Origin of the sequence: Aquimarina litoralis (genome assembly GCF_019295435.1) — a bacterium.
GTDB lineage: Bacteria > Bacteroidota > Bacteroidia > Flavobacteriales > Flavobacteriaceae > Aquimarina > Aquimarina litoralis_A.
The window spans coordinates 1-16,442 of the sequence record NZ_WEKL01000031.1; the positions used below are offsets into that span (position 1 = coordinate 1).

Genomic DNA, 16,442 nt, shown 5'->3' on the forward strand with positions numbered 1-16,442 from the left:
GTCTAAATGTCTAAATGAACTTTTAGGGTTCTTCCATTAAAATTTGGATTCTCATATTGATTGGCCCAAGTAAGAAAGGCTTTTGAATGTTTTTTAGTTTTTTCGTCATTTATTAAAAGAGCTCCGTATCGTTCTTCTTCTCTTTTTACCAATCGATTCATTCGTTCTTCATTATTTAGATAGATGAAAATAACTAAATCAAACGAAGATTTCCACTGGTTTCCCCAACTAACTAGAGAACCACTTATAATCACATTTCGATGATAATCAAACGCTTCTCTTAGGTTTTTGTTTCTATCTTCGAATGGAACTTTTTCCTGAAAGGGAGGATTGGTTTTCTTCCAATAAAAGTCATCAGAATCTAAATGAACAAAATTAATATGTTCAGCTATTTTCTTTGCCAAAGTGGTTTTTCCCGTACCTGATCCTCCGAATACTAATACTTTCATTTTTTTGCAGTATGCTTAACCAATAAAATTCCACTCGATAATACCCAACCGGCAATACTAAATGTAAATATCCTGAAACCTACTAAGTTTGTAAATACAAAATCAGTGAGCCCACCAACTATTGACAGAATTGTAATAAAAATTCCTAAGTAGCTAATCCATCTTGGATATTTTTTTTCTAGAATGATTACGATGGAATATAATAAAATTGAAAAACAACAAGCTACTATAAACACATAATCTAAAGGAATATTAATGGCGAATCCATAGTTTTTAATCATGTTTAATGTTTCTATATTTTGCTCTAAGGTATCAGCGTATTTATTTAGGAAGTAGGGTAGTGCTAACCCATTAAATAAAGCCGCGAACATAGCTGCAATCAATCCGAAAGTTATCACGATAAACCCAAGAATAGATAACTTCCACTTATCCAGTAAAGCTATAGTCAATCCATAAAATCCGAATAATAGTATTGGCAAACTAAAAATTGCCAAGGCATGAGCACTACGAATTGTTTTAGAAATTTTAATAATATGTTCGATTGTGCCTCCTGATGGGTGCAATACCATAGTTGCAATAATTAATAATGCTCCTAAAATCATTGCAATACCTGTACTTCTATACATTTGATGTTCCATAAATTAAATTTTAATTAAAACATCAAATATCCAAGGTCTATTTCGAAGTATCACTTGATCGTAATCAAGAAATTATTGTAACCTTCTCCTAACTCTGCTTAAGGTTTCTGGTGTTATATTTAAATAAGRGGCGATCATTTTTTGAGGAAATTTCTGAAGTAGTTGAGACTTGTTTTTAAGTAAGTAACCATATTTCTCATCTGGAGTATGATAATTATCAAAGATAGACATACGTGCTGTCGCTTCTTCTAATACATGTCCCATTTTAAAAAATGTTTGAGATATCCCGATTAGTTTGTGAATGGAATCTATGGTCAATTCTATTACAGTACTATCTTCATATGCTTTTATATGATATTCTGAAGGCTTTCTGGATGTAAAACTTTTATGATTAATAATCCAATCATTTTCAATACCTAAATCCATAACTATTTCGTTTAGATCTGTATCTATTTTGTAATGATAAAAACTTCCTGAAATAATATACCCTAATGAAGAACAAGTTTGTCCTTCACTCAATAATATACCTCCTTTTTTATATGCTTTATACTGAACTTCTTTTTCTAATAAAGAAGATTCTTCTTCTGTAAAATTGCCGAGTTTAGTTACGAATTTCAAAAATGATGGATCCAAAATACAATTGGGTTAAAATGATTGTTAAAATTACAGATTAAATTGTTTTCCGGTTTATAAATCATTACATCATTTTATTGTAGGTTTGAAGTTATAAGTTTAGTTACTTTTTAAATGAGATGGAAAATTCTTCTAGGAAAATAAAAAAACCTTGGCCTACAAAAGATGCTATGGCACAGATCTATGAAAATAATTTGTGGGGTACTGATGGTTCAGACTTTTATTCTGGTGAAGGGTCTCATGATCCAAGTATTGTAAGACCTTATATAAATAAACTAGTAAAGTTTTTATCATCTTTTGAAAACCCGATTACTGTTTGTGATTTGGGTTGTGGTGATTTTAATATAGGGAAAGAACTAGTAACATATACAAAACAATATATAGCGGTAGATATTGTAAAGGATTTGATAATAAGAAATAAGGAAAAATTTCAGCAAAATCATTTGGAGTTTTATTGTTTGGATATTGCCAGAGATGAGCTGCCAAAAGCTGATTGTGCAATCATTCGTCAAGTGTTTCAACATGTATCGAATGAAGAAATTCAAAGCACTCTTTCAAAACTATTAGCGTATCAATATCTTATCGTAACCGAACATATTCCAGAAGGAAATTTTGAACCTAATATTGATATTATTTCAGGTCAGGGAATTCGTTTAAAAAAGAAGAGTGGAGTAGATCTCTTAGCTCCGCCATTTATTTTACCTACAAAAAAGAAAGAGTGCTTGCTAACAATTCCTTTGGATTCTTATCAGGGGGTTTTACAGACTAATTTATATCAAATGTATTAGTGGATAGATACCGTTTTATCTATTTGATACATAGTAAGCATTTGCTTTTCGATCATCTTTTTTGGTGCATTTTTCAAAAGAAAATTTCTAATACCTTTTCCATATTTCCAGTGAGCCATTTTACCAGTGTTCCATGATTGCTTTACAATTTGATGCACCTTTTTTTCTCTTTTTTGTTGAAATATTTCAAAGATATTTTTTGTAGATTCTTGTTTCAATAATTCACTCAGATAATAGGCGTCTTCAATAGCTTGAGCTCCTCCTTGTCCCATATTTGGAGTAGTTGCATGACCTGCATCTCCAATTAAAAGGATATTATTTTTATGCCAAACTTCTAATGGTTTTAAATCGCTAATATCATTTCTCATTATTTTTTCTTTCGGAGTAGCGGAGATCAAGTTGGTGACCATTGGATGAAAATCCTGAAACATAGTCAGCAGCTTATTATGAGTTTCTTGATTCTGATCTTTCTCATTTGGTTTATCTATAGCTACAGCAAACCAGTATACTTTGTTTTCTGATATTCTAGAGATCCCAAAACGTATTTGATTTCCCCAAAGTTCCATTCCGCGATGGTGAAACTCTTCATCCAGTGCTAATTCAGCAATACCGCGCCAACATGTTTGTCCAGAATATCGAGTATTACTAGTAGGGAAAAGTTGTTTTCTCACTTTAGAGTGTATACCATCGGCACCAATTAGATAATCCGTTTCTACCGTATGTCCATCATCGAATACTACTTTGATTTTGCCGTTTTCTAGCTCTTCATATTTATTGAACCCTTTACCAAGATGTATTTTACTTGTTGGAATTTTATCAAATAACAATTTTTGAAGTTTTGCCCTATGAATTGCGATGGTAGTAAATCCAAAAATTTTTTCAATGGTATCCTGATAATTATCAGATAAAGGAGATAGATCAGCTTTTCCTAAGGTAATTCTATTAATAGTATTTCCTTTTTGTTGCACTTCTTCTAGAACACCGATATGATCCAAAACTTGTAGTGCATTGGGAGCTAACCAAATTCCAGCACCAACCTCTAGTAGATCTGGTGTTTGTTCAAATATCTGATAATCAATACCATTTTTTTCAAAAGCCAGTGCAGTTGTTAATCCTCCAATTCCTGCTCCTATAATTGTGTATAGCATATTTATATTTTAAACTTTAATAGTTCTTCATAAGGATTTCCGGATAAGTCCAATAATTTTGCAAATGCTGGTTCCGTTTTCATCCCAGTTTCTTTTAACTGTCTAATTTTCTCTTTAAATGCTGATCCCTTTTTGTTTAGGATTTTGTATTCCATGATCATATGCTTATATGCTAGCTGTTGTTCTGTTGGTAGGTTTTGTCCAAAAATTTCTATGGAAAAAGCAGCGTTTTGAAACTTAGCAATAGTGTATGTGTTACCATTATCATTAGATGTTGATACTTGAAAATTCTTTTGATTCATGAATAGCTTGGATAGGATAGAAACAWATTCATCATGATCTGCACAGGTACAAATGATATCCAGATCGCTATCAGTAGTATAAATATCTATGGGAATGGTTCCAGCGAGAATTGGTTGATATCGGTTTAGCTCATCAAAAATTCTAAGTTCAGTAAGAACTTCATAGGCATCTTGTTGGTACTTATTGCCCAATTTTAAGTATTCGATATTAGTAAAATCTACCATAATTACCGATATCTTTTAGTTCCTTTGAAAAACTGATTGCTATTAGAATTTCACCTATTCTTAAAGTACTTAGAGTAATCTATAAGACACCTCTAAATTAATTCTTTATAAAGGTATTTGCAAGAGTTTGAGATGTAGAATTCAAGAGAATTTCTTTATATTTTTATTCCATAATCTTTATGAAGCATGACTTTGTAAGATTTTATATACGAGCTCTTTAGAAAGCTTTTGGTCTCCAGCTTTATTCCTAATAGTTTCGAAAGAACATTGAAAATCACACCCATTTTTAAACTCACTACATCCATAAGCTGTTTTTCCTTTGAGTATATACCCTTTTTCACATTTAGGACATGAGATCTTATCTGGTATTGTTTTAGGTTGTGTCGCTGCTTTTTTAGGTTCTAAAATGAGTTTATGATTTTCATCAAAACGCAATAAACCTTCTACATTTTTATCATCTTGCTTAAAACCTTTTAGATTCACAGTACATCCTTTTTGAAGTAATCTGATGTATTGTTTTTCAGATATTTTCTTGTTTGAAAAAATAAAAGGTAGTTGAAAGTCACATCCTTCTTTGTAAGAGCTACATCCATAAGCTGTTTTTCCTTTTAATAGCCTTCCATTAGAACACTTTGGACACTTTTCGTTTACAATACTCGTTTTGCTTGTTTTCTTAGCAGGTTTTTTCGTTTTCTCTGAAGTGGTATATGAAATATTAGCGCTGGTTCTTTCAGTTCGCACTTCATACACCAGATGGTCTACCATTTGTTTCATATTTTTGATAAAAGCACCTGCATGAAATGCTCCTTTCTCTATTTCCTTAAGCTGTTTTTCCCATCTTCCGGTTAACTCTGCAGATATCAGTAGTTTATTTTGAATAGTATCGATCAATTGAATACCGGTCGTAGTTGGTAAGATTTGTTTTTTATTACGTTCTATATACTTTCTCTTGAATAAGGTTTCAATAATATTAGCACGTGTAGAAGGTCTTCCGATACCATTTTCTTTCATGAGTTCTCTCATTTCTTCATCATCGACCTGCTTTCCTGCGGTTTCCATTGCTCTTAATAAGGTAGCTTCTGTAAATTGCCTTGGTGGTTTGGTTTCTTTTTCAAGGAAAGAAGGTTCGTGTGGACCTTTTTCACCTTTTACAAACGCTGGAAGTATTCCAGACTCTTTTTTATTGGCACTTTCTGGAGTTTCAAAAACAATTCTCCAACCTTTTTCTAAAATAACTTTTCCAGTAGTTTTAAAAGATACCGTATCAGCTTTGCCGATCACTGTTGTATTCGCTACTTTACAATCGTCATAAAACACAGCAATAAAACGTCGGGTAATAATATCATATACTTTTTTCTGGTTTGCTTGTAAGCTTGTTTGCTCTCCAGTAGGGATAATGGCATGGTGATCGGTTACCTTTTTATCATTAAATACTTTGGTAGATTTTCTAATTTTTTTATTTAATAATGAAGCGGTTAAAGAACTATAATCTGTTAGTTTTTGCAAAATCCCAGGTACTTTTGGGTAGATATCATTTGGTAAAAAAGTGGTATCTACTCTTGGATAGGTAACTACCTTAAGTTCATATAAGCGTTGCACAATTTTTAACGTCTCATCTGCAGAAAAGCCAAACTTTGTATTGCAATACACCTGTAATCCAGTAAGGTCAAATAATTTTGGAGCATATTCTTTACCGTTTTTTTTGGTAATTGAAATGATTTCAAAATCACTCTGTTTTACTTTTTCTGCTAATACTTCTCCATCTTCTTTTTTTAGAAAACGACCTTCTTCATAACTAAATAAAGTATCTCTATATAAAGTTTGTAATTCCCAATACGGTTGTGGTTTGAAATTTTGAATTTCTTTATACCTATTCACTACCATCGCAAGACTGGGAGTTTGTACTCTACCAATTGACAATACTTGTTTATATCCTCCATGTTTTACAGTATATAATCGAGTAGCATTCATACCCAAAAGCCAATCTCCAATCGCTCTCGAAAATCCTGCGTAATAGAGATTATCATATTGGGTAGAAGGTTTTAAGTTAGTAAAACCTTCTTTGATGGCTTCTGTAGTTAAGGATGAAATCCATAAACGTTGTACTTCTCCAGTGTATCCCGCCTGATCAATAACCCAACGTTGTATCAGTTCTCCCTCTTGTCCAGCATCACCACAGTTGATAACGACACTAGCTTTATCAAATAATGATTTTACAATACCAAACTGTTTTTGAATACCTTGATTATCGACTACTTTGGTTTTGAATTTTTCCGGAAGCATTGGTAAGTTATTCAGATCCCAACTTTTCCAATGTGGTTTGTAATCATTCGGTTCATATAGTGTACATAAATGTCCAAAAGTATAGGTTACAGCATACCCATTGCCTTCATAATACCCATCGCGCTTTGTAGTGGCTCCTAATACAGAAGCAATTTCTCTGGCAACACTTGGTTTTTCGGCTATACAAACCTTCATGAATTTATTTTTAATACTGGGTCGAAAATTACTTAAAATTTTATAAAGTAATGATTGATAAAGGTTCTAATTAAGAGAAACCGCTTAGCTCGTTTTTTCACTGAAAATAGGGAGAATAAAACAATCCGTAACATTTAATTTTATGCTTTGTTGCTTTTTAGCTTTTCAACGGAATTCATATGCTAAAAATGAAAAGAGGTATACTATTTCTTATTATAATTTGTTTCGGTGATCTATACGGTCAAGACTATTTGTTTATTGAAGGTAAAGATATTTGGATTCGTGAAACTCCCATTAATGGAGAGGTTATTATGAAGTTGAATACAGGCGATAAATGTATTATTTTGAAAAAAGGATCTCCTCAAACAATTAAGGGGTGTTATGATTATTGGTATAAAATTAATTATAACGATGAAACAGGATGGGTTTTTGGTTCGCAAACTTCAATAAAAACAGATGAATCTATGCATAACCTAAATTTTACAGCACAATTGAAAGAGTTTCTTAATCTCTTAAAAACTAATAGTAAACAAATCCAAAAATATATTCACCCACAATACAAATTAAGATACATTGATGAAGGTCATGGAATATACACTGATATCTCATTACATCATTCTTTTGATTCATTAATTAAGCAAAAGGAATATTTCAGGAAATACATAGATGATTTTTCAAAAGCAAATAAGATACCCATACAATATTATGATGGAGAAATCGAAACTTTTAGTCCTATGAATGCTTATGTTAATACTGAAAAAATTACGTTTTCCCAATGTTCATATTCAGCTAAGATCATATTAAGACACCAACACGAAATTGATATTGATTCAGAGGAATTCAAAAAAACAGAAGAATATAAGGAACTTAGAGCAACTATAAATTTAGAAAAACAAATAAAAAAGAAAGTAAACATTAATGATTATGGCTTTTTTTTCTTCTTAGAAGGTTTTAAGTGGTATTTGGGTGTAATTGATTCAGTGAGTGGTTTATGAAGAAAGAAAGAAATATAACAATACAAGCCAAAATTATATATTTTATATCAAACCTTTTCTTCTTTATAAGCTTAGTTTCAACTATCATAATCACAGATCAAGTAAATACCTTAGGATGGAATTTTGCCAGAATTTATATTGATATTTTCATAAGTCCTTTTGTATTTATAATACTATTATTCTTAACCCGTGTAATCATAAGACTAAAAGCAGTCAAACGTGTTTTTAAGGTTTTGATATTTATGAATATTCTTTCAGTTGTTTTTATTTGTTATCTGGTCATTATATCGTTTGCTAGTTCTAAAGGATTATATGGAGTGCAATCCATTTATGATAATCATTTTAGCCATTCTACAGATACATATAAATATTTTCATCCACATATTGGTATCATTGGAATTTGCATTTCATTTATTTCTTATTTCTCATATAGATTTATGTCTAAAATGAACAAAAAACGAGATATAAAAAAAGAATGGAAAGCTCTACTTTTTTTCATTACTTTATTTTCATATTACTTACTACTGTACATACAATAATTTGGAGGAATTAACGAATCTAATACCTATAAACTTCTATGATAAAAGTCAATTTTACCTTTTAGAAAAGGATTGATTTTATACTTCTAAAATGATTGTAAATAGTCATTGTGTAAAAAAATGGTTTTAAATCTGAAAGAGTAATAATTTTTAATAAATATATCTTGGTTTTCTGTCAAATTACTATCGCCTTTTTAAAGATTAACAAGTACATTTGTTGAAAATTGTTTTGAATGGCAGGAAATACGTTTGGAAACTTATTTAAAGTAACCACTTTTGGAGAATCTCATGGTCCAGCAATTGGAGGAGTCATTGATGGATGTCCTTCAGGAGTAGCATTAGATCTTGAGGCAATACAAGCAGAATTAGATCGTCGTAGACCAGGACAATCAGCAATCGTTACCCAACGAAAAGAACCAGATACGGTAGAGTTTTATTCTGGTATTTTCGAAGGAGTAACAACTGGAACTCCTATTGGTTTTGTGATTAAAAATGCAAATCAAAAGTCAAAGGATTACTCACATATTAAAGATTCTTATCGACCTTCTCATGCAGATTATACCTATGATCAGAAATATGGTATTAGAGATTATCGAGGAGGAGGACGATCATCAGCCAGAGAAACCGCAAGTAGAGTAGTAGCAGGTGCTATTGCAAAGCAAGTACTTTCTGGAATTTCTTTTAATGCTTATGTGAGCGGAGTTGGAGCTATTAAATTAGAGAAGCCACATACAGAACTCGATTTTTCGTTAATAGAAAGTAATATCGTGCGTTGTCCTGATGCTGATAAAGCGACTGAAATGGAACAATATATCAAACAAATCAGAAAAGAAGGAGATACTGTTGGTGGTTTGGTAAGCTGTGTAATATCTGGAGTTCCTGTGGGATTAGGAGAACCTGCTTTTGACAAACTACACGCTGAATTAGGAAAAGCAATGCTTTCTATAAATGCAGTAAAAGGTTTTGAATATGGAAGTGGTTTTGCTGGTGCCGAATTGAAAGGGAGTATGCACAATGATCTTTTTAATACGGATGGCACTACAAAAACCAATCTTTCTGGTGGAATTCAAGGAGGAATTTCTAATGGAATGGACATTTATTTTAATGTTGCTTTCAAACCAGTAGCTACTATCATGCAAGATCAGGAAACCATTGATAAAGATGGAAATATTGTGAATATGCAAGGAAAAGGTAGACATGATCCTTGCGTAGTGCCAAGAGCTGTTCCTATTGTAGAAGCAATGGCAGCCTTAGTAATTGTAGATTATTGGCTTATGAATAGAACTATTAAAAAGTAAGCACTCAAAAATATAGTTAATGTTACGGTAATCTTAATAAGGTTGCCGTTTTTTTGTTTTTAATTTATATCTTCGACTTTTTCTATTCAAAAAATATAGATAATTCACATGAAGAAACTTGCATTGCATTGGCAGATTATGATCGGAATGATCGCCGGAGTGTTATTTGGATTTTTAATGACCCAGTTTTCCTGGGGAAAAGGATTTACAGGAGATTGGATTGCTCCGTTAGGAACTATCTTTGTAAACCTTCTGAAATTAATAGCAGTTCCACTAATTCTCGCTTCTTTAATAAAAGGAATTTCTGATTTAAAAGATATCTCAAAATTTAAAACCATTGGTGGACGAACCATCATCATATATATAATCACTACGGTAATCGCCATTACCATTGGATTACTTATGGTAAATGTCATGAAACCGGGAAATGGGATTACTCCAGAAACTATTGAAAAACTAACAGCAGAATATGCAGGAAGCGCAAAAATATCCGAACGTATTGCAGAAGCAGGTAGACAAAAAGAAAGTGGTCCTTTACAGTTTATAGTTGATATGGTGCCGCAGAATGCTGTAAAAGCAATGAGCGATAATAAGATGATGCTTCAGGTGATATTCTTCGCTATATTTTTAGGAATTTGTATGCTTCTTATTAAAGAAGAAGAATCAGAACCCTTAAAAAAGTTCTTTGACAGCTTAAATGAAGTTGTTTTAAAGATGGTAGATTTGATAATGCTTACAGCTCCTTATGCAGTATTTGCCTTATTAGCGAATGTGGTAGTAACTTCTGATGATCCTGATATTTTATTGGCATTATTGCGWTATGCAGGCGTGGTAATATTTGGATTGGCATTGATGATTGTATTTTACTGTGTTTTGGTTTCTTTGATTACCAAAAAATCTCCATTTTGGTTCTTAAAGCAAATTAGTCCGGCACAATTATTAGCATTTTCTACTAGTTCCAGTGCAGCTACTTTACCTGTTACTATGGAAAGGGTAGAAGAACATATAGGAGTAGATAAAGAAGTATCAAGTTTTGTATTACCAGTTGGAGCTACCATTAATATGGATGGTACCAGCTTGTATCAGGCGGTAGCTTCCGTATTTATTATGCAAGTGCTGTGGCCAGAAGGATTAACATTTAGTAATCAAATTACTATAGTGTTAACAGCACTATTAGCTTCTATCGGATCTGCGGCAGTTCCTGGCGCAGGAATGGTGATGTTGGTGATCGTATTAGAAGCCATCGGTTTCCCATCAGATAAACTCCCTATTGGGTTAGCACTAATTTTCGCAGTAGATCGTCCATTGGATATGTTGAGAACTACGATCAATGTTACCGGAGATGCTACAGTTTCTATGATTGTAGCTAAATCGGTTGGTAAATTAGGAGATCCTAAGGTTAAAGATTGGGATGATCACTATCAAGCCTAATTAATTCCACTTATTTGTTATACTTTTTCTAAAATTCGATACTTTTTCTCAATAAAAGTATTGGTAGTTTTACCTTTATCAAAAATTGAGCAATTTGTATGAATAGCAAGGAAAAGGTTTTTTTAGACGAATCTTTAAAAAAGGTATACAACCCAACAGATTTTAGAGAAATAGGTCACCAATTGGTAGACATGCTTGCGGATCATTTAGAGCATGTACAAACTGATTCAGATTCGCCTGTAATTAGATTTAAAGATCCAGAAGAAGAACTATCCTATTGGAAGGACGACATGTCATCTGAAACTAATATGATGGATTTCTACAAAAAGATTCTTGATAGATCGATCCATGTGCATCATCCAGGTTATATGGGACATCAAGTTGCTGTCCCATCTGTTATCAGTAGTCTCTATGGATTAATGACAGATGTATTAAGCAATGGAACAGGAGTCTATGAAATGGGAATGGCTTCCAATGCGCTCGAAAGGATTGTTACGGAGTTTGTTGCTAAAAAAATAGGATATGATACTAATGCTTCTGGGTTTCTAACTTCTGGAGGTACCTTAGCCAATTTAACTGCATTACTGGCTGCAAGAAGAGCAAAAGCACCAAATTTGGTTTGGGAAGAAGGACATCAGGAAAAATTGGCAGTTTTAGTTTCAGAAGAAGCACATTATTGTATCGATAGAGCAGCCAGAATACTTGGTTTTGGAAAAGAAGGGATTATAAAAGTTCCTACAAATGAATCATTTCAGATTGATGTTAGTGTATTACAAGAACATCTAGATCAAGCTAAGCAAAATGGTTTAGTAGTGATAGCTTTGGTAGGATGTGCATCATCCACATCAACGGGTTCATATGATGATCTCAATGCATTAGCAAATTTTGCGGAAGAACATAACCTATGGTTTCACGTAGACGGAGCGCATGGTGGTGGAGTAGTTTTTTCTGAAAAATACAAGCATTTAGCAACAGGTATTGAAAAAGCAGATTCTGTAGTAATTGACTTTCACAAAATGCTATTGACTCCATCATTAAATACCGCTTTGTTATTTAAACAAAGTGAAGACTCGTATAAGACTTTTGAGCAAAGAGCTCAGTATTTATGGGATTCTCAACAATCTAGAGAATGGTACAATTCAGGTAAAAGAACCTTTGAATGTACAAAGTTAATGATGTCTTTAAAAGTATATGCTATTCTTAGAATGTATGGAGAAGATATTTTCGAGAAAAATATAGATCGATTGTATGATCTCGGAAGGGTATTTGCCCAAATACTTAAGAATAGAGCAGGTTTTGAGTTACTCTTAATGCCAGAAGCCAATATTGTGAATTTTAGATATGTAAACTTACCAAACAAAGATGTAAACGCATACAATTCTAAAATCAGGGAAGCGCTATTAAAATCAGGAAAGTTTTATATTGTACAGACAATGATAGGCGATCAACGATATCTTAGAATCTCCATTATGAATCCCTTAAGCACTGAAAATGATTTTGAAGCATTGTTGGATGAGATAGAAAATATTGCTCAAACTTTTTGATAGCGCCTACTTTTCTTCAAGACGCAACCAATATAGAAAAATTACGTCTTAATAGTATAATCACTAAAATTAAGACTTATGAGATATCTATGTGTTATACTATTTTCTATCATGTTAATAGGTTGTAGTAATGATGATGATAACAATAACAATACGGTAAATACTGAACAAATACAGGGAAAATGGAGTTTGGTAAATGTTTCTGGTGGATTTGCTGGGGTTGATCAAGATATCGAGAAAGGTCTTATTGAATGGGACTTTAATAGTGATACGGGAATGGTAACCATTACCAATACGATTACAGATTCATCATTTAATACCATATTACCTTCTGGTATGTATAGCTATAGTATTTCTGCTCCTGCAGATGCTGATGATCTTATCGTAAATGACGTTAACTTAGGTAGAATTAATTTTGAAAATACTTCTTTTACTGTGCAGGAAACGCTGGTGGATGGTTTTACATTTCGTTTTGAGCGATAGTACTAAAGAACAGTTATATATTGACTTGATATAAATCATATCAAAAAAATGAGCCTAATCAGGCTCATTTTTTTTAAAATATCATAGGTGTTTCTACCTGTTTATGGATTATTGAGGAAACGTTTATTGCTTTGATTTTTAGTATTTTAGGTCTATTTAGAGCTTGCCCATAATAAAAAAGGGGGAAAACCCCTATATGAATTCTAGCTAAAGTCCCCTTACTTTGTCTCAGATATAAATATACTTTTGAACCACACATAAAATAAACCTTAAATTAACTCATTATGAAAAGGCTTTTTCTACCCTTAGCTCTAATCTCATTTGCAGTCGTATGTTTAAGTATTGTACATATAGACAACGTAAACAAATTAGATAAGAAATATAATCAACTAAGAGAGAAACATCAATTTGATGATCAAAATAAAACAGAGATAACAACCATTGAGCAACCGAATCAGAAATGAACGGTTTCTCAAGATTCGTTACAAACTAATAAACAAAAGGGAACCAATATTTCAGAATTGGAGGAATAAAAGGAAAATAATAAAAGTAACGGATAACCACCAAAATGCTGCCTTACTAGCCAATAGTAGGGCAGTTTTTTATTGGTAATTATGGGAATTTTCAAAGATTTTCGAAAATTTTCAAAGTAACAATTCACTAGATGTAAACGAATTCTAATTGAATGCCTACGAATTCTAGAATACCTACTGTCTACGACAGTAATCATAATTACTTTTAAACCGTAAATAAAGGATGGTCTTTTTTTTGCTCCCAAATTATTTTAACCCAAAATAAAATAGATAGTATGAAGCAATTGTTATTACCGGTGGTCCTTATATGTTTTGCAATATGTTGCTTAGGATTTGTACATATGGACAATATAAATAAACTGGAAGAAGAGACAAGTAAAATTGAAAAAGCTAACAATCAAACTATATTATAAATTGGAATACCTATAACCAATTTAATCAATAAAAAGAGCTTTAAGCTCGGGAGTTGGGATTACACAATTATCTCTTTTACCAAACCATTTATATCTGTTTTTAGCAATAAAATCATACACCCAATCTCTTAAGAATTTAGGTAAGATTAAAAAAACAGAAAGTAACGGATAACCACCAGACAGCTGCTTTGCAATTTGTAGAGCAGCTGTTGATTTATGATAATAACCCTCATCGGGTTCGATCAACAGAATAGTATCCAATTGAGAAGTATCTACACCTCTTTCAGCGGCTAATTGTTTACCAATTTCACTTTGTAGCGAAGCGTACCGAAATACATCATTTTTATCTCTTTTGATAATAAAATTGACAGCTCCATTACATAAATTACATACTCCGTCAAATAGTATGATCTTTTTCCCTTCTATATTCATATAGCAAAGATACATACCAATGCTGAAATCTACATTAGAATTATCATTTTGTTAAGAACACATGATTACTTTATAATCACAGAATCAATTACTTGTTTGGTAGTAATCTGTAGATTTTTAGGAAGTTTATTATCCTTTGGCAATACAGCAAGATAACGATCATTATTAGAATCAAAGACTTGCTTAAATATTGGGTCTTCCAGCTCGAGCATATCACATATTTCTGTAATCAAATCCAAATGATAGATAAGATCAGTACTTCCTAAATGAAATATTCCTTTCTTATCTCTATTAATGATATAGTGCAATTGCTGTGTCAATTTGGAAATTGAAGTTGCATTGATAATTACATTCGGAAAGACTTCAATAGATGCTTTAAGATCATATAATGTTTTAATTTCCTGCACACGAGGTGTGTTTGCTCCAAAAATCATAGGAACCCTAGCAATTACGTATTTTTCCGTTGGTAATCGCATTAATGCATTCTCTATTTTGATCTTAAACTTGCCAAATACACTTTCACTTAGTGTTTTATCATGTTCATACGATGGGTAATTACTAAAAGTATCAAATACATTCGCGCTTGACATAAAAATGAGCCTAGCTTTATTTCTTTGTAGCCAACTAATGATTCTGTAATGTGCATCGATTTGAGAATTAAAATTTCCTCGGATAGCAGAAACAATAATCGTTGGTTTTAGATTATCCAACAAAATAGAGATATCCTCAAGCTCCATATCATATTGAAAAAATTTTTGATTCTTTTCATAAAAAGTATTGTCCGTACGGTATGTACCGTAGGTATCAAAATAGGAATTCAACTCCTTATAAAGGGCATTACCTATGAATCCACTAGCTCCTATGATTAAAACCTTTTTCAATAGTATTAGATGCTAAAAAAGTTAAGTTCCAGAGATCACTATTCTCTGTAATCCTGAAACTTAACTTACGCTTTATTATTGTTATAAAAAACTATCCCTTGTAAAAAGGTAATTTAACTACCGTTGCTGGAATAGCTTTTTTACGTACTTGAATATTAATTTTACTTCCTGGCGAAGCAAAAACTTTAGGAACATATCCTAAACCAATTCCTTTTCCTAAGGAAGGAGACATTGTTCCCGACGTAACAATTCCAATGGTATTTCCATTCCCATCTACGATATCATAGTCATGTCTAGGAATTCCTCTTTCATCTAGTTCAAATCCTACCAATTTTCGTTCTGCTCCACGTTCTTTTTCTTTTGCTAATTCGTCAGCATTGATAAAATCTTTCGAAAACTTAGTAATCCAGCTTAAACCCGCTTCAATAGGAGAGGTTTTATCATTAATATCATTTCCATATAAGCAATATCCCATTTCTAATCGTAAGGTATCGCGAGCAGCAAGACCAATTGGTTTAATATCAAAATCAGCTCCAGCTTCAAATACTTTATCCCAAACTTGCTGTACTTCAGAATTTTTACAATAGATTTCGAAACCACCACTTCCAGTATATCCAGTAGCTGAGATGATCACATGCTCAACTCCAGCAAAATCAGCAACCTCAAAAGTATAGAACTTTAATGCTTCTAAATCAACAGAAGTTAATGACTGCATTGCTTTTGCAGCTTTTGGTCCTTGAATAGCCAATAAAGAATAATTTTCAGACAAATCACGCATTTCAGCATTCATGGTGTTATGACTTTGAATCCAATCCCAGTCCTTTTGAATATTAGAAGCGTTTACCACTAATAAATACTTTTCTTCTCCAAGTCTATAAACGATTAAATCGTCTACAATACCACCTTTGTCATTTGGCAAGCAACTATATTGTGCTTTTCCATCTACCAATTTAGACGCGTCATTTGATGTTACCTTTTGGATAAGCTCTAAGGCATTTGGACCTGTAATTAGAAACTCTCCCATATGAGAAACATCAAAAACACCTACACCATTTCGAACCGTTTCATGTTCGATATTCACTCCTTCATAAGATACTGGCATATTATAACCAGCAAATGGTACCATTTTAGCTCCTAACGCTTGGTGAGTTTCAGTTAGTGCAGTATTTTTCATAATGAATGAATTAGTAAAATTAGAAATCAAATTGACGCCGAAAGTAAAAAACTTTGTG

At 32.4% G+C, this 16,442-nt stretch carries 16 protein-coding genes; 7 read left to right on the plus strand and 9 right to left on the minus strand.

What is annotated here, in order from left to right:
- Positions 1 to 2 precede the first annotated feature (2 nt).
- From GBO31_RS15870 to GBO31_RS15880, 3 genes are all read right to left on the minus strand, one after another.
- On the minus strand, positions 3 to 449 hold the full coding sequence (locus GBO31_RS15870) for an AAA family ATPase (RefSeq protein ID WP_219009339.1): 447 nt from the start codon (positions 447 to 449) through the stop codon (positions 3 to 5).
- Positions 446 to 1,087: a hypothetical protein gene (locus GBO31_RS15875; protein ID WP_219009340.1), complete on the minus strand. Its 642-nt coding sequence runs from the start codon at positions 1,085 to 1,087 to the stop codon at positions 446 to 448. The genes GBO31_RS15870 and GBO31_RS15875 overlap by 4 nt, the downstream gene beginning before the upstream one ends.
- Before the next feature lie 72 nt (positions 1,088 to 1,159).
- Complete coding sequence (locus GBO31_RS15880; protein ID WP_219009341.1) at positions 1,160 to 1,720, minus strand: Crp/Fnr family transcriptional regulator; 561 nt, start codon at positions 1,718 to 1,720, stop codon at positions 1,160 to 1,162.
- Between the two features lie 119 nt (positions 1,721 to 1,839).
- Here GBO31_RS15880 and GBO31_RS15885 point away from each other — a divergent pair, with 119 nt between their 5' ends.
- Entirely contained in the window at positions 1,840 to 2,508 is a 669-nt protein-coding gene (locus GBO31_RS15885) for a class I SAM-dependent methyltransferase (RefSeq protein WP_219009342.1), read from the plus strand.
- Here GBO31_RS15885 and GBO31_RS15890 read toward each other — a convergent pair.
- The 3 genes from GBO31_RS15890 to GBO31_RS15900 form a co-directional block, all read right to left on the minus strand.
- The gene (locus tag GBO31_RS15890) at positions 2,505 to 3,656 is read right to left on the minus strand and encodes an FAD-dependent monooxygenase (RefSeq protein ID WP_219009343.1); all 1,152 of its coding nucleotides are present in this window, start codon (positions 3,654 to 3,656) and stop codon (positions 2,505 to 2,507) included. The genes GBO31_RS15885 and GBO31_RS15890 overlap by 4 nt on opposite strands.
- A 2-nt stretch (positions 3,657 to 3,658) precedes the next feature.
- Positions 3,659 to 4,183 (minus strand): DUF4269 domain-containing protein, encoded by a 525-nt coding sequence (locus GBO31_RS15895; RefSeq protein ID WP_219009344.1) that lies wholly within the window; start codon positions 4,181 to 4,183, stop codon positions 3,659 to 3,661.
- A gap of 177 nt (positions 4,184 to 4,360) precedes the next feature.
- Entirely contained in the window at positions 4,361 to 6,661 is a 2,301-nt protein-coding gene (locus tag GBO31_RS15900) for a type IA DNA topoisomerase (RefSeq protein ID WP_219009345.1), read from the minus strand.
- 188 nt (positions 6,662 to 6,849) lie between these two features.
- Between GBO31_RS15900 and GBO31_RS15905 the strand changes: the two genes are divergently transcribed.
- The 6 genes from GBO31_RS15905 (at position 6,850) to GBO31_RS15930 (ending at position 13,415) form a co-directional block, all read left to right on the plus strand.
- The gene (locus GBO31_RS15905) at positions 6,850 to 7,656 is read left to right on the plus strand and encodes an SH3 domain-containing protein (RefSeq protein WP_219009346.1); all 807 of its coding nucleotides are present in this window, start codon (positions 6,850 to 6,852) and stop codon (positions 7,654 to 7,656) included.
- Between the two features lie 772 nt (positions 7,657 to 8,428).
- The gene (gene aroC / locus GBO31_RS15910) at positions 8,429 to 9,493 is read left to right on the plus strand and encodes a chorismate synthase (RefSeq protein ID WP_219009347.1); all 1,065 of its coding nucleotides are present in this window, start codon (positions 8,429 to 8,431) and stop codon (positions 9,491 to 9,493) included.
- Positions 9,494 to 9,601: 108 nt separating this feature from the next.
- Entirely contained in the window at positions 9,602 to 10,924 is a 1,323-nt protein-coding gene (locus GBO31_RS15915; RefSeq protein ID WP_219009348.1) for a dicarboxylate/amino acid:cation symporter, read from the plus strand.
- A 98-nt stretch (positions 10,925 to 11,022) separates the two neighbouring features.
- The gene (locus GBO31_RS15920) at positions 11,023 to 12,468 is read left to right on the plus strand and encodes a pyridoxal phosphate-dependent decarboxylase family protein (protein WP_219009349.1); all 1,446 of its coding nucleotides are present in this window, start codon (positions 11,023 to 11,025) and stop codon (positions 12,466 to 12,468) included.
- A gap of 78 nt (positions 12,469 to 12,546) precedes the next feature.
- Positions 12,547 to 12,951: a hypothetical protein gene (locus GBO31_RS15925; protein WP_219009350.1), complete on the plus strand. Its 405-nt coding sequence runs from the start codon at positions 12,547 to 12,549 to the stop codon at positions 12,949 to 12,951.
- Positions 12,952 to 13,235: 284 nt separating this feature from the next.
- Entirely contained in the window at positions 13,236 to 13,415 is a 180-nt protein-coding gene (locus tag GBO31_RS15930; RefSeq protein WP_219009351.1) for a hypothetical protein, read from the plus strand.
- Between the two features lie 503 nt (positions 13,416 to 13,918).
- Here GBO31_RS15930 and GBO31_RS15935 read toward each other — a convergent pair.
- From GBO31_RS15935 to gcvT, 3 genes are all read right to left on the minus strand, one after another.
- On the minus strand, positions 13,919 to 14,329 hold the full coding sequence (locus tag GBO31_RS15935; RefSeq protein ID WP_219009352.1) for a thiol-disulfide oxidoreductase DCC family protein: 411 nt from the start codon (positions 14,327 to 14,329) through the stop codon (positions 13,919 to 13,921).
- 65 nt (positions 14,330 to 14,394) lie between these two features.
- The gene (locus GBO31_RS15940) at positions 14,395 to 15,210 is read right to left on the minus strand and encodes a sugar nucleotide-binding protein (RefSeq protein WP_219009353.1); all 816 of its coding nucleotides are present in this window, start codon (positions 15,208 to 15,210) and stop codon (positions 14,395 to 14,397) included.
- Between the two features lie 91 nt (positions 15,211 to 15,301).
- Entirely contained in the window at positions 15,302 to 16,384 is a 1,083-nt protein-coding gene (gcvT, locus tag GBO31_RS15945) for a glycine cleavage system aminomethyltransferase GcvT (protein WP_219009354.1), read from the minus strand.
- Positions 16,385 to 16,442 lie beyond the last annotated feature (58 nt).